The 25,880-nt window shown below is 63.6% G+C and carries 28 protein-coding genes and 1 tRNA gene; 15 read left to right on the top strand and 14 right to left on the bottom strand.

All coding sequences use genetic code 11. From position 1 onward, the window contains the following. Positions 1-93 precede the first annotated feature (93 nt). Positions 94-843 (top strand): bifunctional 2-polyprenyl-6-hydroxyphenol methylase/3-demethylubiquinol 3-O-methyltransferase UbiG, encoded by a 750-nt coding sequence (gene ubiG, locus EN808_RS00725; RefSeq protein WP_127278446.1) that lies wholly within the window; start codon positions 94-96, stop codon positions 841-843. A gap of 69 nt (positions 844-912) precedes the next feature. Here ubiG and EN808_RS00720 read toward each other — a convergent pair whose 3' ends face one another. Continuing rightward, positions 913-1,827: a DMT family transporter gene (locus tag EN808_RS00720; RefSeq protein ID WP_127872289.1), complete on the bottom strand. Its 915-nt coding sequence runs from the start codon at positions 1,825-1,827 to the stop codon at positions 913-915. Positions 1,828-1,923: 96 nt separating this feature from the next. On the opposite strand from EN808_RS00720, the gene EN808_RS00715 reads away from it, so the two are divergent. Beyond that, positions 1,924-2,409 carry a MarR family transcriptional regulator gene (locus EN808_RS00715; protein ID WP_127872288.1) on the top strand — a complete coding sequence of 162 codons (486 nt, stop codon included), beginning with the start codon at positions 1,924-1,926 and terminating at the stop codon, positions 2,407-2,409. A 4-nt stretch (positions 2,410-2,413) separates the two neighbouring features. Here EN808_RS00715 and EN808_RS00710 read toward each other — a convergent pair whose 3' ends face one another. The 4 genes from EN808_RS00710 to EN808_RS00695 are packed head-to-tail and all read right to left on the bottom strand — an operon-like array spanning position 2,414 to position 4,819. Continuing rightward, positions 2,414-2,839, bottom strand: a complete 426-nt coding sequence (locus EN808_RS00710) for a DUF1178 family protein (RefSeq protein ID WP_127280367.1) — start codon at positions 2,837-2,839, stop codon at positions 2,414-2,416. Further along, positions 2,836-3,702, bottom strand: a complete 867-nt coding sequence (locus EN808_RS00705; protein ID WP_127872287.1) for a carbon-nitrogen hydrolase family protein — start codon at positions 3,700-3,702, stop codon at positions 2,836-2,838. The genes EN808_RS00710 and EN808_RS00705 overlap by 4 nt, the downstream gene beginning before the upstream one ends. 9 nt (positions 3,703-3,711) lie before the next feature. Continuing rightward, complete coding sequence (grxC, locus tag EN808_RS00700) at positions 3,712-3,981, bottom strand: glutaredoxin 3 (protein WP_127280365.1); 270 nt, start codon at positions 3,979-3,981, stop codon at positions 3,712-3,714. A gap of 25 nt (positions 3,982-4,006) precedes the next feature. Beyond that, positions 4,007-4,819, bottom strand: a complete 813-nt coding sequence (locus EN808_RS00695; protein ID WP_135914933.1) for a ComF family protein — start codon at positions 4,817-4,819, stop codon at positions 4,007-4,009. Positions 4,820-4,884: 65 nt separating this feature from the next. On the opposite strand from EN808_RS00695, the gene EN808_RS00690 reads away from it, so the two are divergent. After that, entirely contained in the window at positions 4,885-5,757 is an 873-nt protein-coding gene (locus EN808_RS00690) for a methyltransferase domain-containing protein (RefSeq protein ID WP_135914932.1), read from the top strand. A gap of 14 nt (positions 5,758-5,771) precedes the next feature. On the opposite strand, the gene EN808_RS00685 is transcribed toward EN808_RS00690, so the two are convergent. The 5 genes from EN808_RS00685 to argJ all read right to left on the bottom strand — a co-directional run bounded on the left by EN808_RS00685 (position 5,772) and on the right by argJ (position 8,939). Further along, on the bottom strand, positions 5,772-5,951 hold the full coding sequence (locus tag EN808_RS00685; RefSeq protein ID WP_127280913.1) for a Flp family type IVb pilin: 180 nt from the start codon (positions 5,949-5,951) through the stop codon (positions 5,772-5,774). A gap of 110 nt (positions 5,952-6,061) precedes the next feature. After that, positions 6,062-6,376, bottom strand: a complete 315-nt coding sequence (locus EN808_RS00680) for a hypothetical protein (RefSeq protein WP_127872285.1) — start codon at positions 6,374-6,376, stop codon at positions 6,062-6,064. A gap of 124 nt (positions 6,377-6,500) precedes the next feature. Further along, entirely contained in the window at positions 6,501-6,923 is a 423-nt protein-coding gene (locus EN808_RS00675; RefSeq protein WP_135914931.1) for a (deoxy)nucleoside triphosphate pyrophosphohydrolase, read from the bottom strand. Then, positions 6,916-7,668 (bottom strand): GNAT family N-acetyltransferase, encoded by a 753-nt coding sequence (locus tag EN808_RS00670; protein WP_127872357.1) that lies wholly within the window; start codon positions 7,666-7,668, stop codon positions 6,916-6,918. The genes EN808_RS00675 and EN808_RS00670 overlap by 8 nt, the downstream gene beginning before the upstream one ends. A 29-nt stretch (positions 7,669-7,697) precedes the next feature. Continuing rightward, on the bottom strand, positions 7,698-8,939 hold the full coding sequence (gene argJ / locus EN808_RS00665; protein ID WP_135883458.1) for a bifunctional glutamate N-acetyltransferase/amino-acid acetyltransferase ArgJ: 1,242 nt from the start codon (positions 8,937-8,939) through the stop codon (positions 7,698-7,700). Between the two features lie 113 nt (positions 8,940-9,052). On the opposite strand from argJ, the gene EN808_RS00660 reads away from it, so the two are divergent. Then, entirely contained in the window at positions 9,053-10,333 is a 1,281-nt protein-coding gene (locus tag EN808_RS00660) for a caspase domain-containing protein (protein ID WP_245525013.1), read from the top strand. Positions 10,334-10,436: 103 nt separating this feature from the next. Then, positions 10,437-11,036 carry a TetR/AcrR family transcriptional regulator gene (locus EN808_RS00655; RefSeq protein WP_135914930.1) on the top strand — a complete coding sequence of 200 codons (600 nt, stop codon included), beginning with the start codon at positions 10,437-10,439 and terminating at the stop codon, positions 11,034-11,036. Between the two features lie 76 nt (positions 11,037-11,112). On the opposite strand, the gene EN808_RS00650 is transcribed toward EN808_RS00655, so the two are convergent. Continuing rightward, positions 11,113-12,039 carry a peptidylprolyl isomerase gene (locus EN808_RS00650; RefSeq protein WP_135914929.1) on the bottom strand — a complete coding sequence of 309 codons (927 nt, stop codon included), beginning with the start codon at positions 12,037-12,039 and terminating at the stop codon, positions 11,113-11,115. Between the two features lie 261 nt (positions 12,040-12,300). On the opposite strand from EN808_RS00650, the gene secA reads away from it, so the two are divergent. From secA to EN808_RS00615, 7 genes are all read left to right on the top strand, one after another. Beyond that, entirely contained in the window at positions 12,301-15,033 is a 2,733-nt protein-coding gene (gene secA, locus EN808_RS00645; protein WP_135914928.1) for a preprotein translocase subunit SecA, read from the top strand. A 327-nt stretch (positions 15,034-15,360) separates the two neighbouring features. Beyond that, on the top strand, positions 15,361-16,761 hold the full coding sequence (locus tag EN808_RS00640) for a lipopolysaccharide biosynthesis protein (protein ID WP_135914927.1): 1,401 nt from the start codon (positions 15,361-15,363) through the stop codon (positions 16,759-16,761). After that, positions 16,761-18,041: a GNAT family N-acetyltransferase gene (locus EN808_RS00635; protein WP_135914926.1), complete on the top strand. Its 1,281-nt coding sequence runs from the start codon at positions 16,761-16,763 to the stop codon at positions 18,039-18,041. The genes EN808_RS00640 and EN808_RS00635 overlap by 1 nt, the downstream gene beginning before the upstream one ends. Positions 18,042-18,238: 197 nt before the next feature. Further along, on the top strand, positions 18,239-19,345 hold the full coding sequence (locus tag EN808_RS00630) for a DegT/DnrJ/EryC1/StrS family aminotransferase (RefSeq protein WP_189524037.1): 1,107 nt from the start codon (positions 18,239-18,241) through the stop codon (positions 19,343-19,345). Next, on the top strand, positions 19,342-20,280 hold the full coding sequence (locus tag EN808_RS00625) for a glycosyltransferase family 2 protein (RefSeq protein ID WP_210235442.1): 939 nt from the start codon (positions 19,342-19,344) through the stop codon (positions 20,278-20,280). Before EN808_RS00630 ends, EN808_RS00625 begins: the two co-directional genes overlap by 4 nt. Next, positions 20,277-21,227, top strand: coding sequence for a WxcM-like domain-containing protein (locus EN808_RS00620; protein ID WP_135914923.1), 951 nt, complete (start codon positions 20,277-20,279; stop codon positions 21,225-21,227). The genes EN808_RS00625 and EN808_RS00620 overlap by 4 nt, the downstream gene beginning before the upstream one ends. A gap of 4 nt (positions 21,228-21,231) precedes the next feature. Beyond that, on the top strand, positions 21,232-21,597 hold the full coding sequence (locus EN808_RS00615) for a GtrA family protein (RefSeq protein WP_135867532.1): 366 nt from the start codon (positions 21,232-21,234) through the stop codon (positions 21,595-21,597). Positions 21,598-21,857: 260 nt separating this feature from the next. On the opposite strand, the gene EN808_RS00610 is transcribed toward EN808_RS00615, so the two are convergent. After that, positions 21,858-21,942: transfer RNA gene (locus EN808_RS00610), tRNA-Leu, on the bottom strand. A 269-nt stretch (positions 21,943-22,211) separates the two neighbouring features. Between EN808_RS00610 and EN808_RS00605 the strand changes: the two genes are divergently transcribed. After that, positions 22,212-22,805: a YqaA family protein gene (locus EN808_RS00605; protein WP_135914921.1), complete on the top strand. Its 594-nt coding sequence runs from the start codon at positions 22,212-22,214 to the stop codon at positions 22,803-22,805. A gap of 72 nt (positions 22,806-22,877) precedes the next feature. Further along, positions 22,878-23,396 (top strand): disulfide bond formation protein B, encoded by a 519-nt coding sequence (locus EN808_RS00600; protein WP_135914920.1) that lies wholly within the window; start codon positions 22,878-22,880, stop codon positions 23,394-23,396. Positions 23,397-23,485: 89 nt separating this feature from the next. Here EN808_RS00600 and EN808_RS00595 read toward each other — a convergent pair whose 3' ends face one another. Beyond that, positions 23,486-24,403: an AraC family transcriptional regulator gene (locus EN808_RS00595; RefSeq protein ID WP_245525012.1), complete on the bottom strand. Its 918-nt coding sequence runs from the start codon at positions 24,401-24,403 to the stop codon at positions 23,486-23,488. A 55-nt stretch (positions 24,404-24,458) separates the two neighbouring features. Here EN808_RS00595 and EN808_RS00590 point away from each other — a divergent pair, with 55 nt between their 5' ends. After that, the gene (locus EN808_RS00590; protein WP_135914919.1) at positions 24,459-25,193 is read left to right on the top strand and encodes an SDR family oxidoreductase; all 735 of its coding nucleotides are present in this window, start codon (positions 24,459-24,461) and stop codon (positions 25,191-25,193) included. A 91-nt stretch (positions 25,194-25,284) separates the two neighbouring features. On the opposite strand, the gene EN808_RS00585 is transcribed toward EN808_RS00590, so the two are convergent. After that, the gene (locus EN808_RS00585; protein ID WP_027031236.1) at positions 25,285-25,842 is read right to left on the bottom strand and encodes an HNH endonuclease; all 558 of its coding nucleotides are present in this window, start codon (positions 25,840-25,842) and stop codon (positions 25,285-25,287) included. Positions 25,843-25,880: the final 38 nt, after the last annotated feature.

Here is a 25,880-nt window from a genome sequence, read left to right as displayed (position 1 = left end):
TTGGTCGGCCAGTCACTTTGTCAGCATTGAAAATTGTTGCCTTGACATTCGATGCCTCACGCCCGACTTCGTAGCGTCCGAGGAGACCAACCTATGCCTGAGCCCCGACGATCGACGATCGATGCCGGAGAAGTGGAACGCTTTTCCGCCCTTGCCGCCGAATGGTGGAACCCGAACGGCAAGTTTCGTCCGCTGCACAAATTCAATCCGGTCCGGCTTTCCTATATCCGCGACCAGATCGCGGCGCGCTTCGGCCGCGACCCGCGTGCGGCGCGGCCGTTCGAGGGCCTGCGTATCCTCGACATTGGCTGCGGCGGTGGCCTTTTGTGCGAGCCGATGGCGCGGCTCGGCGCCGAGGTGATCGGAGCGGACGCCTCCGAAACAAACATCGAAGTGGCGAAACTGCATGCCGCCGAGGGCAATGTGAGCATCGACTATCGCGCCACGACGGCGGAAGATCTCGCCGAGGCCGGCGAAAAATTCGATGTCGTCCTCAACATGGAAGTGGTCGAACATGTCGCCGACATCGACCTGTTCGTCGCCAAATGCGGCGAGATGGTCAAGCCCGGCGGCATCATGTTCGTGGCCACCATCAACCGCACGCTGAAGGCGCTCGGCCTCGCCATCATCGGCGCCGAATATGTGTTGCGCTGGCTGCCGCGCGGCACTCATCAGTTCGGCAAGCTGGTGCGCCCGGAGGAGCTGGAAAAGGCGCTGGACGGCGCCGGCCTGACCATCATCGACCGCACCGGCGTCACCTACAATCCGCTTGCCGACCGCTGGGCGCGGTCGAAGGACATGGACGTCAACTATATGGTGCTGGCGGAAAAGGGATCGGTCTGATCAGCCAAATCCTCAGCCTCAGCCGCCGCCGATACCCACTGCCGGAGCCGGCGGCGGGGCTAAAGAAACTTAGGCGGCCTGGCTCTGCGCCCTCGTAGCGGTCTGGCTCTGCGCCTTGGTGGTGATGAACACGCCGGCGGTGATGATGACCGCGCCGACCCAGGTCAGCAGTTGATAGTGCTCGCCAAGGAAGATCGTACCGGCAAACAGCCCAACGGCCGCAGCGACATAGCCGATCTGGCTGAGATAGACCGGGCCGCCCACCGCCTGCAGCCGGAAGAAGAAAGCAAACATCGCCGATGCCGAGGCCATCTGTGCCACGACGATGAGCGGCACGGTGCCGAGCTGGGCGAAGGCCTTGCCTCCAAGCAAGGTCAGGATGCCGACGAGCAGCATCGCCGCGGACGCCAGATGGCTGCCGACCGCGAGTTCGATAGGACCGGTTCCTTCCGGCCAGTCGATGGTGCGATAGATGTTGCCGGCGGCAAGGCTGACGGGAATGAGCAGGCCCATGATGACCCAGAAGACATCGGCCGGCTGGCCGGCCTCGCCACGCGTCACCGCCACCATGACCGCGCCGACGAAACCGACGGCGATGCCTGATATGGCCAGCATGTTGGGCCGCCGCACGCCGAGCAGGATCGACAACACCAGCGTGACGACGGGCGACAGCGTGAACATGATGCCGGTGTAGCCGGCGCCCAGATGCGGTATGGCCGAGAACATCAAAAGGTTTGGCACGGCATAAGACACTGCGGCGGTGACGAAGAAATAGCGAAGCTTGTGCGCCGTGAGCCGGATGCGCTGGCCGCGCAGCAGCAATACGACGAGAAGCACGCCGCCGGCGCCGAGCGAGATGACGAAGGCCCAGACCATGGCCGGCACGCCGGCCGCCGTGGCGAGCTTGCCGAAAGGCAGCGTCAGGCCAAGCAGCCCCCCGGTGACGATCAGCAGGCCGAGCGCCGAATCCCAGAGAAGTTTCATGATCGATCCCTGTCCGCACGGCTCTTGGCCGGCATTGCATCTTGGGATAAGATAATGGAAAGATTCTTAACGTCAAGATACATTACGGTGAGATAGATGGACCGTGCAGGGAAAGCCATCGAGCAGTGGAAGCGGGAGCGGCCGGACCTAGACGTATCACCGATGGCCGTGATCGGGCGCTTGAATGAGGTCTCCTCGCTGATCGCCCGCGACCGCCTTGCGCCGCTCTTTGCCCGTTTCGGATTGCAGGCGGGAGAGTTCGATGTGCTGGCGACGCTGCGCCGCTCAGGCTCGCCTTACGCGCTGACGCCGACGGCGCTTTACGAGGCGACGATGGTGACCTCCGGGGCCATGACCAACAGACTGGATCGGCTCGAAACATCCGGCCTGATCCAGCGCGCGCCACACCCCAACGACCGGCGCGGCATCATCGTGCGGCTGAGCGACAAGGGCCTTGCGCTGATCGACGAGGCTGTCACCGCCCATGTGGCGAACGAGCATCAGATCCTGTCCGGCCTGACGCTGACCGAAAGAGAAACACTTTCGCGTCTGCTGGAAAAACTGATCAGCAGCGTGAGCTAAGTGCTCAGTTCCGGTCGTCCGGAAACACTGGAATCGGCATGAAATCGACGCCGTCCTCGGCAAGGCCCTTGGCCTCTTCCAGCGTCGCCTCGCCATAGATGCCGCGCGCATCGGTTTCGCCGAAGTGGATCTTTCGCGCTTCCTCGGCGAACTTGTCGCCGACATAGTCGGCGTTCTCGCGCACTTTCTCGGCCATCGCCTTCAGTTGCGCCAGCGCCTGCTTCTGCGCCTCGCCCATGGCAAGCGCTATGGTTTCCTGCTTGCGGGCCGTGGACACGGCGGGCGCCATCAGCGCTTTCTCGACCTTGTGCGAACCGCAGCTGGGGCAATCGACGAAGCCGCGCTTCTTCTGGGTGTCGAAATCGTCATTGCTGCGAAACCAGCCCTCGAACTCGTGCTCGTTTTCGCAGATCAGGGAAAAGCGGATCAAGAGGCGGCACCCCTGAGACGTGGCGCGTCAACCTCGCCGGCATTGATTGTGAAATCCCGCGCATTCTTCAAATTGGGGATCTTCTTGCGCGCCGCAAGCGATTGCGCCGGGTCGATCTCGGCGACGATCACCCCAGGCTCGTCATGCGCGGCTTCCGCGATGATGCGGCCCCAGGGATCGACGATCAGAGAATGCCCATAGGTCTCGCGGCCATCCTCGTGCAGGCCACCTTGCGCGGCGGCAACGACGAAGGCGCCGTTCTCGATGGCGCGTGCCCTGAGCAACACGTGCCAATGCGCCTCGCCGGTCTGGCGGGTGAAGGCGGCAGGCACGGAAAGCAGGTCGGCGCCGGCCATCGCCTCGGCGCGGAACAGTTGCGGAAAGCGCAGGTCGTAGCAGACGGCGAAGCCGAGCTTCGCGCCGCCGACCCCGGTGACGACGGCCTCCGTGCCAGGCTCGTAGGCGGCCGATTCACGCCAGCTCTCGCCATTGTCGAGATCGACGTCGAACATGTGGATCTTGTCGTAGCTGGCGAGCGTCACGCCATCGGGGCCGAACAGGAGCGCGCGGTTGGCGAGCTTGCCGTCGGCGCGCAGGATAGCGGTCGAGCCGATATGCAGGAACACGCCGAGTTCGCGCGCCAGCCCGCGCGCGGTCGCGACGATGATGTCCTTGTCTTCGGAGGTGAAGGAAGCGGCGCGCGCTTGCCTGTCGCGGATCAGCGCTCCGGTCATTTCCGGCGTCTGGATGTAGGTCGCACCTTGGGCCGCGGCCTCACGCACCAATCGTTCGAGATCGACCGCATTGCGCTCGGGGCTCTCGCCCGAACGCATCTGGATTGCCGCTGCCTTGAAAGCACCCATTGTCACACCTCAAATCGACGAGCCGTTGGCGAGCAGTTTGTCCAGTCGGCCCTCCGCCTCCAGATCATGGAGGTCGTCGCAGCCGCCGACATGCGTGTCGCCGATGAAAATCTGCGGAAAGGTCGTGCGGCCGTGAGCGCGCGACATCATTTCCTGGCGCAGCTCCGGCGAAAACGAGGCGTCGTGCTCGGTATAGGCGACACCCTTGCGCTCCAGCAGCCGCTTGGCCGCCGTGCAGTAGCCGCACATCATGCGCGTATAGATCGTGACATCGACCATGACGAATTCCGTTTCCGTTGCCGACTTATATAGTCGTGGACTCGTCCGCCCGGAAGTCCCCAGGCAACACGCGGGCAAAGGTCAGCACGTCGACGGCGGCAGCGCCTCCCTTTTTCAGCGCCTTGGTGGCGGCACGCACGGTGGCGCCGGTGGTGTAGACATCATCGATCAGAAGCACCCTGCGGCCTGCAATCTCAATCTCCGCCTCGGCGGGCACGCGAAAGGCGGCGCGCACGTTCTCCTCGCGCTCCTGCCGCTCCAGCCCGACCTGCTGGCGGGTGAGTTTGACACGACGCATGGCGGAAGGCGCGAAAGACAGCCCGCTGAGCTCGCAAACCGAGCGCGCCAGTTCCGCCGACTGGTTGAACCGCCGCCTGAAAAAACGGCGCCAATGCAGCGGCACAGGCACCACCACATCCGCGTCGGCGATAAGGTCGGCGCCCACGCGAACCATCCAGCGCGCCATCCAGGGAGCGAGATCGGTGCGGTCCTGGTATTTCAGCCCTTGCACCATCTGGCGGGCCACGCCGGAATAGGCGACCGCTGCCCGCGCCCGTTCGAAGGGCGGCGGATCGGCGATCGCCTCCGCCGACAGAAAACCATCCCCCATGTGATGGGTGAACGGCGTGCCCATCACCGGGCACCAGGGCCGCTCCAGCAGCCGCAGCTTCGGCCAGCAGGCGCCGCACAGCACGCCGGGCTGCGAGACTTGGCGGCGGCAACCGGCGCAGACCGGCGGAAACAGGATGCGCGCCGGCCAGCCCAGAGCCGACCGGGCTGCCGACCCGGCCAGCTTCCTGATCTCGTCGGACTTGATCTTGGACATCGGATCGGCCACGTGGTTGGTTTCTCGTCGCCCACCATACGAACCATATCAGGGCGCGGACATACAAGGACCATCCCTTGCAGCCTATAATGGATACCTCTCTGTGGCTGGCGCACAAGCGGCGCGCGCTCATCCATCCGGTTGACGGTGCCGACTTCCTCATGCATCGCGCCGCCGAGGATCTTGCCGACCGGCTGGGTGCCGTCGAGCGCAGGTTCGCCCAGGCGGCGGTGCTGTTTTGCCAGACCTCGGCCGCGGCCGATGTCCTTGCGCAGAGCGGCAAGGTAGCCGATATCGCCCGTGTCGAGACGGACGCGGCTTTCCTGAATGGTGCCGCCGGCCTGATTGCACCGCTCGAGACCGTGCCGTTCGAGCCGCAGGGTCTCGATCTGGTGGTGTCGCTTTTGTCGCTGCAAACCATGAACGACATCCCGGGCATGCTGATCCAGATCCGCCGCGCCCTGCGGCCGGACGGACTTTTCCTCGGCGCCTTCGCGGGCGCCGGCACCCTGTCGGAACTGCGCGAAAGCCTGCTTGCCGCGGAGACCGATATCTACGGTGGCGCCAGCCCGCGCGTCATCCCGTTCACCGATGTGCGCGATGCTGGCGCACTGCTGCAGCGCGCCGGTTTCGCGTTGCCGGTCGCCGACGTCGAGACGGTGACGGTGCGCTATGCCAATCTGTTTGCGCTTATGGCCGACCTGCGTTCCATGGGCGAAACCAGCGCGCTTGCCGACCGCAGCCGGCGGCCGGGCTCGCGCAGACTGTTTGCCCGCGCCGCGGAAATCTACGCCGAACGCTTCTCCGACCCCGACGGTCGCGTCAGGGCAAGCTTTTCGATTGTCTGGATGTCCGGCTGGGCGCCCGACGCGTCGCAGCAAAAGCCGCTGAAGCCCGGTTCGGCCAAGGTTTCGCTAAAGACTATACTGGAGGGGCCTGAAGGGCATTGACCTGTTCGCAGGCTCTAGTGCGCGAAAGCGTTCGCAAGCCTGCTGCCGTTGTCGCTGAACAGCCAGGTGATCGAGTTGAAGACCTGGCCGATACCGCCGATGATCGTCAGCGACAGTACGCAGACAATCAGGCCGTATTCGACGGCCGTGGCGCCGTTTTCGTCCTTCAGAAAGCGCAGCAGCACTGTTTTCATCACCTCATTTCCCCCTTGCCACGATCTTACGGCCGATCTGTTAAGAAAGGTTAACGGCAAAGGCTTAACAGGCGATGAAATCGCCGCCTTTCAGCAATGCCTTAACCTTGTCAGCAGTCGCCGCTGCTTTTGCCATCGGAGCGGATAATGCAGACCCCACCGGGTTCGGCCTGCAGCACGCTGCGGCGCACTGTATACGTGCTGCGGTGGCTGATCGAACCGGTAGCCGTCATGTCGAGGCCGGGGAAACCATCGCGGGCCGTTTGCGAACGCGTCTGGCTGTCGAGGAAAGGGGTCGCGATCAGCGCCAGCGCCACCGCAGCCGACCCGAACAGCAGCGCGATCCGCAGGACGCCCATGCCGGCATCGGCGGCACGAAAACCGCGCTCGGGCCGGATCGAATCCCACTCCCTGTCCAGGCTCATTCCTCGCTCCCCAGCGAAATTGTGGCGGCCACGCGAAAAACGGCCATGCATCAATTTTTCATGATGAGATAAATCTTCCATTAACGCTGGCTGATATGGACCGCGGTCCATCAGCTCTCGATCGTCAGAGGAGATCGATCAGGAACGGGATCAACGGCGCATCGGCCGGCGGCATCGGATAGTCGCGCATCTGTTTCGGCCGCACCCATTTCAGCGCCTGCCCTTCCCTCGGCTGGGCGATGCCGCGGAAGCGGCGGCAGACAAACAGCGGCATCAAGAGATGGAAGTCGTCGTAGGAATGGCTGGCAAAGGTCAGTGGCGCCAGGCATGGGATTTCGGTTTCGATGCCGATCTCCTCATGCAGTTCACGGATGAGGCATTGTTCCGGCGTCTCGCCGGGCTCGACCTTGCCGCCGGGAAACTCCCACAGGCCGGCAAGCTGCTTGCCTTGCGGACGCTGCGCCAGCAGTACGCGGCCATCGGCGTCGACCAGCGCGCAAGCGGCGACCAGGAGCAGGCGCTTGCCGCTGGATGTCAGATCATTCATGGCCGGGCGGCCGGCGGTAGTGGTAGCGGTAGACTTCCTCGAAGCCGAGCGCGCGGTAGAGCGCCAGCGCCGGCGCGTTGCCGGCCTCGACCTGCAGCCAGGCCTCCCGCGCGCCGCGCAGCCGCGCCCATTTCAACGCCGACAGGATCAGGTTGCGGCCGTGCCCCTTGTTGCGCGCCGCCTTGTCGGTGGCGACCTCGAACAGGCCGGCAAGATCGCCGTCATGCACGCAGATCAACGTCGCCAGCGGCTCCGCCCCATCCTCGAGCGCGAACAGCCCGGCTTCGGGCTGGATAGCGCCGATGATCTCCGACAGGCCCGGCCGCAACGATATGTCCGAGCCGCTGACCTTGAGCAATGCGCCGATGAAGCGGCTGATGTCCTTGAGCGGAATCTGGTCCATGGCGTCGTCGAGCCGCGCGTCGGCCAACTGCAGCCGCATGACGAGCGATTCGTCGAACCGGCTCCAGCCTTCCTTGTCGAGATGGCCGGCAAGATCGGGGCCCGACAGTGGCGACATGCGGAACGTCAATGGCCGGCCATAGGCGTCGAAGCGGCGGCTGGCGCGGCCAATGCGGTCGGCGATGTGCTGGATGTCGCCGGGATCGAGTGGATTGACCGAGTTCAGCCGCTTGGCCGGATGTCCCGCGGTCAGGCGCACCACCCACGTGCCGTCATAATGGACGGCGGCCGCGGGCCAGGCGCGAAAGCCGGCCGCCTCGTAGCGGCGCACGGTCGCGAGCATGCTTGCCGGATGACGCGAAACCAACGCGATCAGCTCCGGTAGTCGCCGTTGATGGCGACATATTCCTTGGTGAGATCGCAGGTCCACACCGTCGCCTTGCCGCGGCCGATGCCGATATCGGCGCGAATGCGGATGTCATCGCGCTTCATGTAGGCCGAGGTCGCTTCCTCCGAGTAGGCCGGGTCGCGCTCGCCCTCATGCGCCAGCCGGTTGTCGCCGAACCAGATCGACAGCCGGTCGCGGTCGGCGGGCTCGCCGGCCTTGCCGACGGCCATGACGACGCGGCCCCAATTGGCATCCTCGCCGGCGACCGCTGTCTTGACCAGCGGCGAATTGGCGATCGACAGCGCGATGCGCTTGGCCGAGCGGGCCGACTTGGCCCCGGTGACGGTGACTTCGACCTGCTTGCGCGCGCCCTCGCCGTCACGCACCACTTGCAGCGCCAGCGACTTCAGCACCTTGCCGAGCGCCCGGCGGAACTGACCAAGGCGGGCATCCCTGGGATCAGTGATTTCAGGCGCGCCGCGCTTTGCCGCCTTGCCGGTGGCGAACAACAACAGCGTGTCGCTGGTCGAGGTGTCGCTGTCGACGGTCACCGCGTTGAATGTCTTGGCAGTGCCGCGCGACAAAAGGTCCTGCAGGACCGGTGCCGCGATCGGCGCGTCGGTGGCGATGAAGGAGAGCATCGTCGCCATGTCTGGCGCGATCATGCCGGCACCCTTGGAAATGCCGTTGATGGTGACATCGGCGTCGCCGAGCTTGACGGTCTGCGTCGCCACTTTCGGATAGGTGTCCGTGGTCATGATGGCCTTTGCAGCCTCGGTCCACAGGTTCGGCTTGCCCTCTCTGACCAGCCCGGCGAGCAGATGGCTGAACTTGGATGTGTCGAGCGGCTCGCCGATGACTCCGGTCGAAGCCAGGAAAACCTCGCCTGGCGTGCAGCCCGCGGCCTTCGCCGCCGCTTCGCCCGTCATCGCGGTGGACTCGCGGCCCTTCTTGCCGGTGAACGCGTTGGCGTTGCCGGAATTGACGACCAGCACCCGCGCCTGGCCGGCGCCAAGGTTCTGGCGGCAGAAATCGACCGGCGCCGAGGGGCATTTCGACTTGGTGAACACGCCGGCGACCGCGGTACCGGCGTCGAACACCATGGCCAGCAGGTCGGTGCGGTTCTTGTACTTTATCCCCGCTTCGGCGGTGGCGATGCGCACCCCTTCGATTTCCGGCATTTTGGGGTATTTCTTCGGCGCGAGCGGCGAAATCGTCGTGGACATGGAGACCTCGGGCGGGAAAATCGCAAGGGGAAGGCCGGTTTGCCCGATACGGCGCGCGGGCGCAAGCGCGTTTTCGTCGCTCCGGCCAGGGACAAACCCGGTCAGGATTAAGCTTGCATTTCAAATCCGTTGGCATCGCCGGGGTCCGTGGCGCTATGATCTTCCCCATGGGCAGGCTTGCGATCCTCGCTTGGGCATTTCTCGGACTTCTGTTGCTGCGCGCCGACGCCGAGCCGGGGCGGCGCGTCGCGCTCGTCATCGGCAACGGTACCTATGCCGACGCCGGCACGCTGGCCAATCCGGTCAACGACGCGCTCGACATCGCCGACAAGCTGCGTTCCATCGGCTTCGAGGTCATCGAAGGCAACGACCTCGGCAAGCGCGAGCTTGAACACAGCATCGGCGAGTTCTCCGATGCGCTCGAAGGTGCCGGCGTCGGGCTTTTCTACTATGCCGGCCACGGCCTTCAGGTCGACGGCCGCAATTACATCGTGCCGGTCGACGCCAGGCTCGACATGCCGGTGAAGCTGCAGCTCGAAGCCGTGCCGATCGACGAAGTCCTCGACATCATGGAACAGCAGACCAAGGTCAGCCTGGTCTTCCTCGATGCCTGCCGCAACAACCCGTTTGCCCGCAGCCTGAGCCGCACCGCCACCACCCGCTCGGCGACGGCGCTGGCGGGTCTGGCGCAGTTCGATTCGACGCGCGGTTCCTTCATCGCTTTTTCGACCGCGCCAGGTGCTGTCGCCATGGACGGCAGCGGGCGCAACTCGCCCTTCGCCCAGGCCCTGCTGCGCCACATCGCCGAACCCGGCCAGAGCATCAACGACATGATGATCGCGGTGCGCCGCGACGTGGTTTCGCAAACCCGCGAGGCCCAGCGACCGTGGGAACAGGGATCGCTGCTCGAACGCTTCGAATTCGTGCCGGGCAAAGGACCGGTGAAGGCCCCGGAACCGGCGGCCGCAGCCGCGCCCTCGACGCAAGTGGCTGCGCTCGAGCGTTCGGTCGGCGACGACAAAAGCGCGATCGAGAAGTTCCTGCGCGACGACTACCTGTCGCCGGACGTCAAGGACATGCGCGCGGACGTCAAGCGGCTCTATGGCCCCTCCGCTACCATCTTCGGCACGCCTTACGATCCCGAGACGCTTGCGAAGGTGAAGAGCGACTGGTTCGCGCAATGGGCTTCATGGTCGCTTGGCCTCGACCCCGGCAGCCTGGAGGTTACACCGCACGGCGAGGGCAGCGCCCAGGCCGTCTTTGCCATGAGCTACGACTACACGCCAAAGGACAAGTCGGCGGCGCGCGTGGCCGGCAAGGCGCGGGTGACGCTGGAATTGATCAAGACCGATAAGGGATGGCGCATCGTGTCCGAGACGTCGCAGCCGATGTGACGACCACCGCCTGATGACGGCGCCTCTGCATCCAAAAACGGATCGTTTCGTTTCATCACCGGATCACTTATCATGCCGGCGAGTTGAAACGAGGACGACAGGAATGGCCGAGGCGGCGGATACGGCGCGCAGATCGATCGGGGCGCGGCGCAATCCCGACAGTGCGGACGCCATTCTGGAGGCAGCCGAGGCCGTGCTCGTCGAGGCCGGCTATGCCGGCTTTTCGATCGAGGCGGTGGCGCGGCGCGCGCGCGCCGGCAAGCCGACCATCTATCGCTGGTGGCCGAGCAAGGCGGCGCTGCTGCTGGAAGTCTACAAGCGCCAGAAACGCGTTGACGTTCCCGATACGGGAAAACTGGAAGAAGATCTCGTCGGCTTCCTGAAGAACCTGTTCTTCCACTGGCGCGAGACATCGTCGGGCAGCGTGTTCAGGTCGCTGATTGCCGAGGCGCAGTCGGATGAGACCGCAGCCGAGGCCCTTGCCGGTTACGCCAGCGGACGCCGCGCCCACACCGGCCAGATCATCGAACGTGCCAAGGCAAGGGGCGAAATCGCCAGCGATATCGATTCGGCCGTGGTCGCCGACCTCCTGGCTTCCTACGCCTGGCGGCATCTCCTGACCAACCGGCTCGACGAGCCCGAAGCAACGATCCGCAAGGTGGTCCGCTATCTCGTGGAAGGCATAGCAGCGCCCGGCAGATAGGCGCCCGTTGGCACGTGCCAACAAAAAGGGCGCGGCGCCTTCCGGCTGCCCCGCCCTTTTTCGAAGCTGTTCGGGCTTACTTGGCGCTTTCCAGCGTATCGACGGCCTTCTTCAGGTTCGCGTCGGGGATCTCGACCTTGGCACCGGCGCGCAGCGACTTGACCAGCGCGAAATACTTGTCGCGGATGACGGCCTGCTTGGCCTGGTCCTTGACGTCGTCGAAGGCCGGCGGCTGCTTGGCGCGCTTGTCCTCGAGCTTGATGACATGCCAGCCGAACTGCGACTGCACCGGCTGCTCGGTGTACTTGCCGACATCGAGCGCGAAGGCGGCCTTGTCGAACTCCGGCACCATCTGGCCAGGCCCGAACCAGCCGAGGTCGCCGCCATTGCTCTTGCCGCTCGGATCAGAGGTGTGTTCGTTGGCGAGCTTCTGGAAGTCGGCGCCGCCGTCGAGCTGCTTGATGATCGCCTCGGCCTCTTCCTTGGTCTTCACGAGGATGTGACGGGCATGCACCTCGTTGACCGGCGGCGTGTTTGCGATTTCCTGGTCGTAGCGGGCACGGACCTCGGCATCGGTAACCTTGTCGACGACGCCCTTCTCGACCATCTCGCCATGCAGTGCGCGCTGCTGCAGGAAGGCCATGCGGCGCTGGAAGTCGGGATCCTTGTCAAGACCGTCGGTTACGGCCTTGGCCGCCATGACGCGGATTTCGATCGCCGCCGAAAGGGCGGCGGCGCGGCGCTGCTCAGGCGGCAACTGCGCGAACTGCTGCGACAGCTCGCCCTCGGCAAGCACCAGATCGGCTTCGGTCAAGGGCTGGCCGTTGACGGTGGCGATCACGGTGTTCGGATCGACCGGCGCCGCGGCCGGTGCGGCCGCATCCGCCGGGGCGGCCGGTGCGGGAGCGGTCTCCTGCGCCATCGATGGCGACAGGCAAAGAGCCGACAGGCCGAGGGCCAGGCCAAGGCTGGCAAGCGACGCACGGCTGAACAACAAGGACATAAGGATGACTCCGGTGAGGGATTGTAAGGAGGGCGGCTTCCAGATCAGCCAGATTGTGGCGGAATTTGGCGCGACCGGCAGGGCCAGCGCGGCGTTGACATCAGTTGAGCCCCCTCTTATCTGTCCATCGACTTGGCGTCCAGAACCGTTTTCCGGGCGCTTTTTGTGTTTGCCCGTATTCAGGCGGTGCGTTCACGTGGATGTGATGGGGCCGGCCGGCGCCTGTCTCAAGATTGAGAATTCTATCGAAAGGACCATTGGATGGTCAGTCTCGGCGGTCTCGCCCGTAAGGTTTTCGGTTCCTCCAACGACCGTCGGGTCAAATCGACCCGCCCCCGTGTCGAGGCGATCAACGCCATGGAAAACGAGATGCGGGCGCTCTCCGACGCCGAGCTTGCCGGCCGCACGGAAAAATTCCGCCAGGACATCACCAACGGCGCCAGCCTTGACGATCTGCTGATCCCAGCCTTCGCGACCGCCCGCGAGGCGGCGCGCCGTGTGCTTGGCATGCGTCCCTTCGACGTCCAGCTGATCGGCGGCATGGTGCTGCACAATGGCGGCATTGCCGAGATGCGCACCGGCGAGGGCAAGACCCTGGTCGCGACGCTGCCGGTCTATCTCAACGCGCTCGCCGGCAACGGCGTCCATGTCGTCACCGTCAACGACTACCTCGCCACCCGCGACTCCGAATGGATGGGCCGCGTCTACAAGTTCCTCGGCCTGTCGGTCGGCGTCATCGTCCACGGCCTGTCGGACGAGGAGCGTCGCGTCGCCTACGCCTCCGACGTCACTTACGCCACCAACAACGAGCTCGGCTTCGATTATCTGCGCGACAACATGAAGTACGAGCGCGCCCAGATGGTGCAGCGCGGTCACAATTACGCGATCGTCGACGAGGTCGATTCCATCCTGGTCGACGAGGCGCGCACGCCGCTGATCATTTCCGGTCCGCTCGAGGACCGTTCGGAAATGTACAACACCATCGACACCTTCATCATCAAGTTGCAGCCGCAGGATTACGAGATCGACGAGAAGCAGAAGACCTCGATCTTCACCGAGGAAGGCACCGAGAAGCTCGAGAACATGCTGCGCGATGCCGACCTGCTCAAGGGCGAGTCGCTCTACGACGTCGAGAACGTCGCCATCGTCCATCACGTCAACAACGCGCTGAAGGCGCACCGGCTGTTCCAGCGCGACAAGGACTACATCGTGCGCAACGGCGAGATCGTCATCATCGACGAGTTCACCGGCCGCATGATGCCCGGCCGCCGCTATTCGGAAGGCCTGCACCAGGCGCTCGAAGCCAAGGAACATGTGGCGATCCAGCCGGAGAACCAGACGCTGGCCTCCGTCACCTTCCAGAACTACTTCCGCCTCTACAAGAAGCTTTCCGGCATGACCGGCACGGCGCTGACCGAAGCCGAGGAATTCGGCAACATCTACGGCCTAGAAGTCACCGAGATCCCGACCAACCTGCCCGTTATCCGCAAGGACGAGGACGACGAGGTCTACCGGACGGTCGAGGAGAAGTACAAGGCGATCGTCAGGGAGATCCGCGAAGCCAGCGCCAAGGGCCAGCCGACGTTGGTCGGCACCACCTCGATCGAAAAGTCCGAGCAGTTGGCCGAGCGCCTGCGCAAGGAAGGCTTCAAGGATTTCGAAGTGCTGAACGCCCGCCACCACGAGCGCGAGGCGGCGATCGTCGCCCAGGCTGGCAAGCCCGGCGCCATCACCATCGCCACTAACATGGCCGGCCGCGGCACCGACATCAAGCTCGGCGGCAATGCCGAGATGCGCATCGCCGACGAACTGGGCGACATGCCGGAGGGTCCCGAGCGCGAGGCGCGGGAAAAGGAGATTTATGCCGACATCGAGCGCCTGAAGGAAAAGGCGCTGGCCGCCGGCGGCCTCTACGTGCTCGCCACCGAGCGCCATGAGTCACGCCGCATCGACAATCAGCTCAGAGGCCGTTCCGGCCGCCAGGGCGACCCGGGCCGCTCGAAATTCTTCCTGTCGCTGCAGGACGATCTGATGCGCATCTTCGGTTCCGAGCGCATGGACGGCATGCTGCAGAAGCTCGGCCTCAAGGAAGACGAGGCCATCATCCATCCCTGGATCAACAAGGCGCTGGAAAAGGCGCAGAAGAAGGTCGAGGCCCGCAACTTCGACATCCGCAAGAACCTGTTGAAATATGACGACGTCTCCAACGACCAGCGCAAGGTGGTGTTCGAGCAGCGCATCGAACTGATGGACGGCGAAGGCCTATCGGAAACCATTGCCGAGATGCGCGAAGGCGTCATCGACGAGGTCGTCGCCAAGGCCATTCCCGAAAACGCCTATGCCGAACAATGGGACATCGCGGGCCTGAAGGCCGAGGTCGCCGAATTCCTCAACCTCGACCTGCCGATCGAGGACTGGGTGAAGGAAGAAGGCATCGCCGAGGACGACATCCGCGAGCGCATCTCTCAAGCCGCCGAAGCCGCGGCACAAGAACGCGCCGACCGTTTCGGCCCCGAGGTGATGACCTATGTCGAGCGCTCCGTGGTGCTGCAGACGCTCGACCATTTGTGGCGCGAGCACATCGTCAATCTCGATCACCTGCGCTCGGTCGTCGGCTTCCGCGGCTACGCCCAGCGCGATCCGCTGCAGGAATACAAGGGCGAGGCGTTCGAGCTGTTCCAGGCCATGCTTGGCAATCTGCGCCAGGCCGTCACCGCGCAGCTGATGCGCGTCGAACTGGTCCGCCAGGCCGCCGAAGCCCCGCCGCCGGAAGCGCCCGACATGTTCGGCACGCATATTGACGGCACCACCGGCGAGAATGATTTCGAAGGCGGCGAAACGGCTCTTCTGGTGCGCCAGGAAAGCAACGCCATCGTCGCTCCCGAGGATCGCGACCCCAACAACCAGGCCACCTGGGGCAAGGTCGGCCGCAACGAAGCCTGCCCCTGCGGCTCCGGCAAGAAATACAAGCACTGCCACGGCGCGTTCGCGTAACGGACGCTTCTTCCTTCTCCCCGTCCCTATACGGGGAGAAGGTGGCCCGAAGGGCCGGATGAGGGGCGGCGCCGACAGTCGCGATTGGCGTTTGTCTGCGACCAAAACAATGCCTCGCCCGCTCCCGGCGCGCCGATTCGTTTTGCGGATGGCTTTTCTTCTTCCCGCATCCACAGTGCAAACTCCAAAGCCGGCGCCGCCCCTCATCCGCCTGCCGGCACCTTCTCCCCGTGAACGGGGAGAAGGAAGCGCCCCCACCCACGCTTTCTTAAGGTGTCTTCGCTACACCAAAGCGTGAAAAGAGGCGGAAAACGGAGAGAAATCGGGGTGCGCTTTTCCGCGGCCACGACTGCTGGGCGGTTCTTGCCGCAGCGTTTGGCGCTGCGCGTGGGGCCGCTGCTTGACCGCATCGACGCCGTGCTGTTCACCGCCGATGAGCGCGGCGAAGCCGGCCGCATGTCGGTCATCGCCTTCTCCATCCGCATCGTCAGCGCCGTCATCGCCTTCATCAGCCAGGTGCTGATGGCGCGCTGGATGGGCTCGTTCGAGTACGGCATTTTCGTCCTGGTCTGGGTGACGATGGTCATCGTCGGCAACCTCGCCTGCCTTGGCTTTCACACATCGGTCATCCGCTTCATTCCCGAATACCGCGAGCGCGGCCTGATGGACGAATTGCGCGGCATCGTCGTGGCCAGCCGCCTGTTCGTGCTGATCGCCTCGACACTGATCGCGGGCCTTGGCGCCCTCGGTGTCTGGCTGGCCGCACCCTGGATTGAAAACTACTACGTGATACCGTTCATCCTCGGTGTCATCTGCCTGCCGATGATTGCGCTGTCGGATTTGCTGCAGGGGCTGGCGCGTGCCAATTCATGGGCATTGTTCGCGCTGTCGCCGACCTACCTGATACGGCCGGTGCTGATCCTGCTGTTCATGGCGCTGATGCTTTGGGCGGGTTACGCCCCCGACGCGCGGACGGCGATCTTCGCCTCGATCGCCGCCACCTACGTCACCACTCTGTCTCAGTTGATCGGCGTTACCCAGCGCATGGAAAGGCAGATTCCCGCCGGCCCGATGAAAGTGCATTTCGCGCAATGGTTCGTCGTTTCGCTGCCGATCTTCCTGGTCGAGAGTTTCTTTTTCCTGCTCACCAATGCCGATGTGCTGATGGTCGGCGCCTATATGGATCCCAACGACGTCGCCGTCTATTTCGCTACGGTCAAGACGCTGGCGCTGGTGCATTTCGTCTATTTCGCGGTCAAGGCCGGCGTCGCCCAGCGCTACGCGCAGTTCACCCATGGCGAGCCGGAAAAGCTTGCCGCCTTCGCCCGCGAGACGGTATCGTGGACGTTCTGGCCCTCGCTGCTGATGGCGATCCTGGTGCTGGCGCTGGGCGAACCGATGCTGGTGCTGTTCGGCCCGGAATTCACCTCTGGCTATCCGCTCCTGTTCCTGCTCGTCTTCGGCGTCGTGGCGCGGGCCGCCGTCGGCCCCTGCGAAAGCCTGCTCACCATGAGCGGCAACCAGAATGTCTGCGCCGCCGTCTATGCCATGACACTGGCCTTCAACATCGGGCTCAACGTGGTGCTGATCCCGCTTTTCGGCCTGTGGGGCGCGGCCATGGCTACCGCCTTTGCCATGATCTTCGAGGCCAGCGCGCTGTCCTTCACGGTCTGGCGCAAGCTCGGCATCGTCATGGCGATCTTCGTGCCAGCCAAAGGAGCCGCCTGATGGCAGCCATCCCCTTGCTCGAGGAAACCAACGGCGGTCCGGCCGGCGCCATGGTGTCCGGCCTTGCCGGGCTGGCGCGCGACGCCGATCCGGCCCATATCGAGATCCTCGCCAACAACCGGCCCGAGCGCAAACTCGCCATCTACCCGGCATCGGCCGGCTTCGACCTGGTCGAGGAACTGGACTATCTCTGCGCCCGCACGATCGAGCCGAACGTCTTCTTCAACCCGCGCTTCCTGGCGCCGGCCATGCCCCGCCTGGAAGACCGCGAGGTGCGTCTTGCCGTGATCCGCGACGGTGATGAATACCGCAACCGGCTGCGCCTGCTGGTGCCGATCTCGGTGGAACGGCCGGTGGTGCCGCTCGGCGTGCCGGTCATGCGCACATGGTCGAGCCCGTTCGGCCCGCTCGGCACGCCGCTGATCGACCGCGACGATCCGGTCGGCGTGGTCGAGGATTTCTTCTCGATGCTGTCGCGCCCGCATCTGAAGCTGCCGAAAGTCCTGGTCCTGCCTGACATCAGGCTCGACGGTCCGGTGGCGAGCCTGATCGGCACCGTGGCCGAGACGCGCGGCCTGATGCTGGTCACCACGGGCCAGATCTCACGCCCCGTACTGGAGAGCGAACTCGACGGCGACGATTATCTGAAGGCTTCGCTGAGCGCGCACCATTACCGCGAGTTCCGCCGCCTGAAGCGGCGCCTCGGCGATCTCGGCAAGCTCGAACATGTCGTGGCACGCGGCCCCGAGGAGATCCGTCACGCCATCGAGCACTTCCTGACGCTGGAAGCGTCCGGCTGGAAAGGCCGCGAGCGCACCGCCATGGCCATCGACCGCTTCCGCGCCGCCTTTGCCCGCGAGGCTGTGCATCGGCTCGCCGAACAGGACATGTGCCGCATCCATTCGCTGACGCTCGACGGCCGCACCATCGCTTGCCTGATCGTCTTCGTCGAGGCCGGCGTCGCCTACACCTGGAAGACCGCCTATGACGAGACGCTGGCCGTTTATTCGCCTGGCACGCTGCTGATGATCGAGGTCACCAGGCAGCATCTCGACGACCCCAACATCATGATCACCGATTCCTGCGCCGTGCCCGATCACCCGGTGATGAGCAGGCTATGGAGCGAGCGCAAGCCGGTCGGCACATTGGTGATCGGGTTGACCAGGGATGCCGACCGTCTCGCCCGCCAGGCCGCCTCGCAACTGCATCTCTACCGCGAGACCCGCAACATGGCGCGCCTGCTGCGCAACCGGATGAAGAGCTTGCTGCGGCGGCGGTAAGGGGGGGCGTCGAGACGAGCCTGGCTGCGTTCAATCAGCTTGTCCCACAGCCGGCGTATCGCGTTCCGCAATGAAGGTCGCGGTTCTCGGCAGCAGCATTAATTCAGCTTGCCAAGAGTTGTGTCCAGCGATCACTCTCGAAGTGAAAAACAGATTCAGCCATTGAGTCGCCGATGACGAAACAAGATTCCGTCCCGATGAACGACCTCAAGCGGCTGTATCAACGATACCAGGTCGAAATTGAACGTGAAGTAACAAGCACACTGCGCTCCGGATGGTGGCTCAATGGCGCGATGGGCAAGAAATTCGCCGCCAACTTCGCAGGCTTCATCGGCGTCTCGGATTGCGTCCTTGTGGCCAACGGAACGGACGCTCTCGAACTGGCCTTGGCCGCGGCTGTCGGGCGCAATGGCGCTCGGGGACGCGGAGTCATCACGGCTGCCAATGCCGGCGGCTACGCAAGTTGCGCCTGCTGGCACAACGACCTTGTCCCCCACTATGTCGACATCGATGCAGCCAGCCAGTTGATCAGCGTTTCATCGGTGCTGGCCGCGGCCAGCACGGACACCGCCGCCATCGTCGTCACGCATCTTTATGGCGGCGTCGTCGATGTCGGCGCCCTCAAAAGCGCACTTGCCGAGGCCGGCCTCTCACATATTCCGATCGTGGAGGATTGTGCGCAGGCACATGGCGCACGCATCGGCGGGCGCGTGGCGGGTTCGCTCGCGGACGTGTCCACTTTCAGCTTCTACCCAACCAAGAATCTCGGCGCGGCGGGTGATGGCGGCGCTATTTTGACGTCCGACCCGGCGATTGCCGAACATGTGCGGCGGCTGCAGCAATATGGCTGGGTGTCAAAATATCATGTCGGCGTACCCCATGGCCGCAACTCCCGCATGGATGAGGTCCAGGCGGCCGTTCTCGATGTCTTTCTGCGTGATCTGGGCGATAGAAACGAACGACGCCGTGCTATTCTGGGCCGCTACAAGTCGGCCGCCAGGCGGCGGTTGCAATTCGTGGAAGGCGGTGACGGCGCGGTCGCGCATCTTGCCGTCGCCTTGTGCGACGAGCGCGATGCGTTCAGGATTTTCATGAAGGAGCATGGCGTCGATACCGAGGTCCATTACCCCGTCCTTGACTGCGATCAGGTCGGCTGGGCAGGACTGCCGATGAAAGGAACCGAAGATCTGGTGGTCACACGGGCCAGCGTCAACCGTCTCTGCACCGTGCCGTGCTATCCCGACATGACGTATGACGAGGTCGGCCAAGTCTGTCTGGCACTCGCCCAATGGGAGGCAATGTGACGACACGCTCGATCGTTTTTCCGATCTACCGCAATCAGGCGAATATCCCCTCCCTGATGCAGGCGGTCGCCAATTTTCATGCCAGGTATGAGGGCGATATCGAGTTCGTCTTTGTCATCGATGGATCGCCGGATGAATCGGGGCCCTTGCTTCTCAATGCGCTGAAGACCTCTGGCTTCGACTACAAGATCATCTTTCACAGCCGGAATTTCGGCTCTTTCACCGCCATTCGAACCGGTCTCGAACATGCTTCTGGCGAGCATGTCGCCGCCATGGCCGCCGACCTGCAGGAGCCGCCGGAACTGATCGTGGAGTTCTTCTCGATCCTGGAGAAGGATGGCGCCGACGTCGTATTCGGGCGCAGGACGGGTCGCAATGATCCGCCGATAACGCGGGTTTTGTCGAAGGCGTTCTGGGCGGCCTACCGCAGGCTCGTCCTGCCCAGCATGCCGAGCGGTGGGGTCGATATTTTTGCTTGCAACCGCCAGGTGCTGGAAGCGATCCTGTCCATCGAGGAGCCCAACAGCTCGCTTGTCGTGCAATTGTTCTGGGTCGGCTTCAGGCGGGAATTCGTGCCCTATCGCCGCCGCGAACGAGAGCATGGGACGAGTGCGTGGAGCATGGCCCGTCGGTTCAGATACATGATGGACAGCATCTTTTCGTTCTCCGATTTCCCGATAATTCTGACCCTTTGGGTGGGCTTCGCGGGCTGCCTGCTCAGCCTGCTGTTTGCAGCCGTTACCGTCATGGCGCGGTTGCTCGGCAACATTGACGCGGCCGGCTACACAACGCTGGTTCTGCTGATCGTGGGCTTCGGATCGGCCAGTCTGATGGTCCAGGGCATTCTGGGCTGCTATCTCTGGCGGGCGGTTGAAAACACCAAGTCACGGCCCCTGCGAGTGATCAGCCGCGTCGTCGAGGGGACATCGAAATGACCGACAGGGCATTTTTTGTTCATGAGCAGGGCATCTGCGAAAGTCCGCATATCGGCCAGGGAACACGCATCTGGGCGTTTGCCCATGTTCTGAAGGGCGCCGTGATCGGTGCGGACTGCAACATCTGTGATCATGTCTTCATCGAGAATGACGTGGTGATCGGTAATGACGTGACCATAAAAAGCGGCGTTCAATTGTGGGACGGCCTCCGCCTTGGGAACCGCGTGTTCGTCGGTCCAAACGCGACATTCACCAACGATCGTTTCCCGCGCTCGAAAGAGTATCCCGAGGCATTTCTTCTGACGACGGTGGAGGACGGCGCGTCAATAGGCGCCAATGCGACCATCCTGCCAGGCATAGTCATCGGACGTCAGGCGATGATCGGCGCCGGCGCGGTCGTGACCAAGAATGTTCCCGCCAATGCCGTGGTGGTCGGAAATCCAGCCATCATCATCGGCTACCAGACCGGTCCGCAAATCCAGCCGACAGTGACGCAGACATTCCCCGATACGCCCGGCGAAAGAATGCCGCTTGGCATCGGCGGCAGCGAACTCTGGAGGCTGCCGCATTTTGGCGACCTGCGCGGCGAGATCGCACCGCTGGAGTTCGGTTCGAACCTGCCCTTCAAACCGGCGCGCTCCTTCTTGGTCTACGGTGTGCCTTCCGACAAGGTCAGGGGCGAGCACGCGCATCGCGAATGCCATCAATTCCTGATCGCGGCCCATGGGCGGCTTTCCGTTGTCCTCGACAACGGCCATGACAGAAAAGAGGTTTCTCTGGCCGAACCGTCGATCGGGCTCTACATGCCGCCGGGCATCTGGGGAATCCAATACAAATTCCAGCCGGACACGGTCCTGCTGGTCATGGCTTCGCATCACTATGATGCGGGCGACTACATCAGGGACTATACGGATTTCCTCAGCGTGGTCGGACAGGACGGCCGTTGACCGAATGCGCGCAGACGCTGTCCGCTTCCTCGTCGCCGGTGGTCTCAACACAGCCTTCACCAGCCTCATCTATTTTGCCGCCCTCGCTGTCCTGCCTTCAGGTCTTTCCTATGCCATTGCCTGGCTGACAGGTCTGTTGTTCGTCATGGTGCTCTATCCGAAACGCGTTTTCCCAGGCGGCCGCACCGCCCTTGCGGACCGGCTGGCGATGGGCGGCCTGGTGGTCGTCGTGTTCCTGATCGGATTGGCAAGCCTTCATTTTCTACGAGACATCCTCGAAAACGCGCTGGCCGCATACCTCGCCACCCTCGCCATCACGACGAGTCTCAATTTCCTGGCCTCTCGATGGATACTTCGCAGAGCGCTCTGATCGAAGTTGTCTCGGCAGCATTTCGACCCCCCACATCATGACGACCGAATGGAACATCACATAGCGGGAGCAGGTTGCCGCAACGGCGCCAGCCTGCTGCTCTGAATTGTCCCGGATGAGCCGCGAGATCCCGCGAAATACCGCCTGCGCCTGCTGTCACCTGACGGACAGCCCCATTGTCATCAGACAGCCATGGTCTCACCGGGTTCGCCTGGACCATCCGCGGGCAAGCAAAGGCGAATCAGCAGCTGAACATGGAATGGTGCCCCTAGCCGGGATCGAACCAGCACTCCTTGCGGAACTCGATTTTGAGTCGAGCGCGTCTACCAATTCCGCCATAGGGGCTCAGGCCGGGCGGCCTGGATGGGCGCGGACTATACGGTCGGAGGCCTGTTCGTCAACTGGCCTGTTGCAGATTTGCCGATGTCGGCGCGCTTGAACCCGCGCCTTACGATTTCGTAAACAGCGCTGCCATTGTGCGGCACGGAAAATCTTTCTAGACAGGCTCGCGTTCAAATGTCCGCGAAAGCGATGGCTGCGGCGCTTTAGGCCCTTGTCTCATGCATGCCGGTATCCGAGAACCGCAGCGTGCACGACATCCACTAGGAGAGCCGATGCTTCGCGGACTGTACGACTGGACCTTGTCACTGGCGGCCCGCAAATCCGCCGAATGGTGGCTGGCCTTCATCGCCTTCGTCGAAAGCTCGGTATTCCTGGTGCCGGCCGACGTGCTCTATCTGCCGATGGCATTGTCGCGGCCGGACCGGGCCTATCGCTATGCCTTCATCGCCACCGTCGCTTCGGTGCTGGGCGGCATTGCCGGCTGGTTCATCGGCCACTACGCCTATGACGCGGTGGCGCGGCCTATCCTCGAATTCTACGGCAAGTATGACGAGTTCGAACAGTTGCGCTCCTCCGCGGGCGTAAGCATCGAGTTCATCGCCCTGATGCTGGTCACCTCGGGTGCGGCGCATCTGCCGCCGATCAAGGTGGTGACGATCCTGTCCGGCGCGCTGGGCGTCAACCTGGCGCTGTTCATCGTGCTGGCCATTGTCGCGCGTGGCGGCCGCTTCCTGCTCCTGGCGTGGCTTTTGCGCCGTTATGGCGAGCCAATCCGCGAATTCATCGAAAAGCGCCTGGGCCTGATCGCCGGCGCCGCCGCGGTTGCCCTGATTTTGCTCTATATCCTGATCAAATACGTCGTCTGAGGCCCTCTCAAAACCGGTTTTGAGAGTGGCAGGCGGACCTGGCGGGCGGCGAACACAACGGACGATAGAACCATGACAGCGACCATGAATGCCGATACCGGACGCCAGCGGACACGCGCTGCCTTGTTTCTAGCGGTCGCAATGGCCGCGACCGTTGGCTCGGCGCTCGGCTTCCAGCACATTGGCGGCTACATCCCCTGCCATCTCTGTCTGGAACAGCGCACGCCATACTACATCGGCGTGCCCTTGATGGTGCTGGCGGTGATCGCATCGATGCTGCGCGCACCGGCATGGGTGACGCGCGGCCTGCTGGCCATCGGCGGCCTCCTGATGCTCTACGGCCTTTATCTTGGCGTCTATCACTCCGGCGTCGAATGGGCCTGGTGGCAGGGTCCGGCCGATTGCACGGCGGGCGCCGGCCCGGTCGACACCGGCGGCAAAGGCGTGCTCGACGCGCTCGACAAATTCGTGCCGCCCTCTTGCGACAAGGCGGCGCTGCGCATCCTTGGCCTGTCACTGGCCGGCTGGAACGCCATCGCCAGCTTGATCCTCGCCGCCATCGCCTTCCGCGGCGCATTTTCCCGCGACTGACACGTCAGTGCCGTCGTGGCCTGGTGGAGACAAGGGCAATAGCGGACCGGGAGATAAGCGGAGATAAGTCTGCCAGATAGGCTCCCGCCTCAAGCCGTGTGCTGTCGTGGTGCGGCACCAAAGGTTCGACGAAAAGCGTGGCCAAATGCGCTTTGAGAGGTGTAGCCGACACTCGCCGCCACCTTGCTAACGCTCGAATAACGTTCGGCCAGCGCGGCCCGTGCGCGCGTCATTCGCCACCTGCGGACATAGGCGAGTGGTGCCTGTCCTACGCGATGGGTAAAGGCCGCCGAGAAGGCGGCCCGCGACATCCCGGCCACGCCGGCCAGATCGGCAACGGTCCACGGCCGCGCGATATCAGCATGAAAACATTGGATCGCTCGGCCAATGCGTGGATCCACCAACGCAGCAAGCCAACCGTGGGTCGTGTCCGAAGCCGATGCGAAAGTGCGGATCGCCTGGATCATAAGAACCTCGGCCAACCTGGCCGTGACGACGGCGTTTCCCATGGCGGGCTGCCCTGCTTCCGCGTCCAACAGACCCAGGACCGCCGTGATCGCCGCGGCTCCAGTCGACGTGCTGGGGATGTGCATGAACGCCGGCAGCATATCGAGGAGAAAGGCAGCATTCCCTCGCGTAAAAGAAATTCCACCGCCGAGCGCCACCGCGTCGTCACCCCCCAGGCGCACAAGGTCATTTCCTTCGGCGTACAGTGACGAACCGTCGATCGGCATCAGGGCGGGATTGCTCGCAACCACATATTCAGTGAAGCCGATCAAGCAGCAGTCGCCCGCCTCGATCCGCTGGGGAGCAACATTGGGCAGCAGGAGCCAGCTCACCCCACGCAGAACAGCGACGAATTTCAGGCGCTCTCGCGCGGGAAACGCCAACGCCCAGTCGCCGGAGCCCTCCAAGCGCGTCCTCCGGGTCGCCCGCGCATCGAGCACCGTAAGTACATCCGATAGCGGATCGAAGGTTCGAGACGATTGCGACAAACTCATGGCCATTCAAGCATAGCACGTCCAGCGCGCCTTACCCATCTCTGGTGAAAAGGAGATGAACATGAGCATTGTTGGCAAAGTGGTGGCGATCACCGGGGCGAGCAGCGGCATCGGCCGCGCGACCGCAATTCTCCTAGCGGAAGCGGGTGCGACGGTGGTGCTCGGCGCACGGCGCGAGGACGCCCTGGCGGAGGTCGCCCGGGATATTGCCGCGGTCGGAGGCAAGGTGGCCTACAAGGTGACCGACGTGACCGTTCGTGCCGATCTTGAGGCCCTCGTGGGACTCGCGGTGGACCGTGAAGGCGGGCTGGATGTCATAGTCAACAATGCCGGTATCAGCCCTATTTCGCGCTTTGATGCCCTGAGGGTCGAAGATTGGGACGCGATGATCGACGTAAACCTGCGTGGCACGCTGTACGGGATCGCCGCTGCGCTGCCGATCTTCGCACGCCAGCGCAGCGGACATGTCATCAACGTGGTATCGACGGCCGGCATCAAGATCGTGCCGACGATGGGTGTCTATGCCGCGACCAAGAATGCCGTTCGGACAGTCAGCGAGACCCTGCGGCAGGAAGCAGGACCGCATCTGCGAGTGACCGAGGTGTCGCCTGGTATGATCGCGACCAATCTCGCCGACTCGTTCACCGACATGGCGGTCAAGGAGACCATTGCGGCACGGATCGGGGCTATCGCCATCCCGCCTGCCGCGATCGCGCGGGGCATCGCATACGCCATCGATCAACCTGATGACGTGGATGTGGGCAGCATCGTCATCCGGCCGACCGCTCAGGATTGAACGCCCATGACACGATGCGGCGCTCGGTAGACACGCCAGTAGCTACTCAGACCCCAAAATCGGGGCGGCCAGCCATCCGAATGTCGAAAACTCAAGGCTCCAGTTCGACGTCCCAGTAGAGATAATCCATCCAGCTTTCATGCAGATGGTTGGGCGGGAACAGCCGGCCGTTGTTGTGCAGATCATGCACCGTCGGCTGGTAGGGCTTCTGCAGAGGAAACATCTTGGCATGCGCCGGCATCATGCCGCCCTTCCTCAGATTGCAAGGCGAACAGGCGGCGACGACATTCTCCCATGTCGTCGCGCCGCCGCGATGACGGGGGATGACGTGGTCGAAGGTCAGGTCCTCGGGCGTGCCGCAATACTGGCACTGGAAGCGGTCGCGCAGGAAGACGTTGAAGCGGGTGAACGCCGGGTGCCTCGACGGCTTCACATAGGCCTTCAGGCTGACCACGCTCGGCAGCTTCATCGAGAAGGTCGGCGAGGACACCGCATGCTCGTATTCGGCGACGATGTTCACCCGGTCGAGGAATACCGCCTTGATGGCGTCCTGCCAGGACCAGAGCGACAAGGGGTAATAGCTGAGCGGACGGTAATCCGCATTCAGCACCAGCGCTGGAAGCCCATCCGGAGATACGGCAACCGTCACCTTGTTGACCTCCTTGGTTCGCACATGATCCCGAAAAT

This window comes from Mesorhizobium sp. M8A.F.Ca.ET.165.01.1.1 (genome assembly GCF_004792065.1).
Taxonomy (GTDB): domain Bacteria; phylum Pseudomonadota; class Alphaproteobacteria; order Rhizobiales; family Rhizobiaceae; genus Mesorhizobium.
Note: the sequence above shows the minus strand (reverse complement) of the source record. Positions and strands in the feature narration are given on the sequence as shown.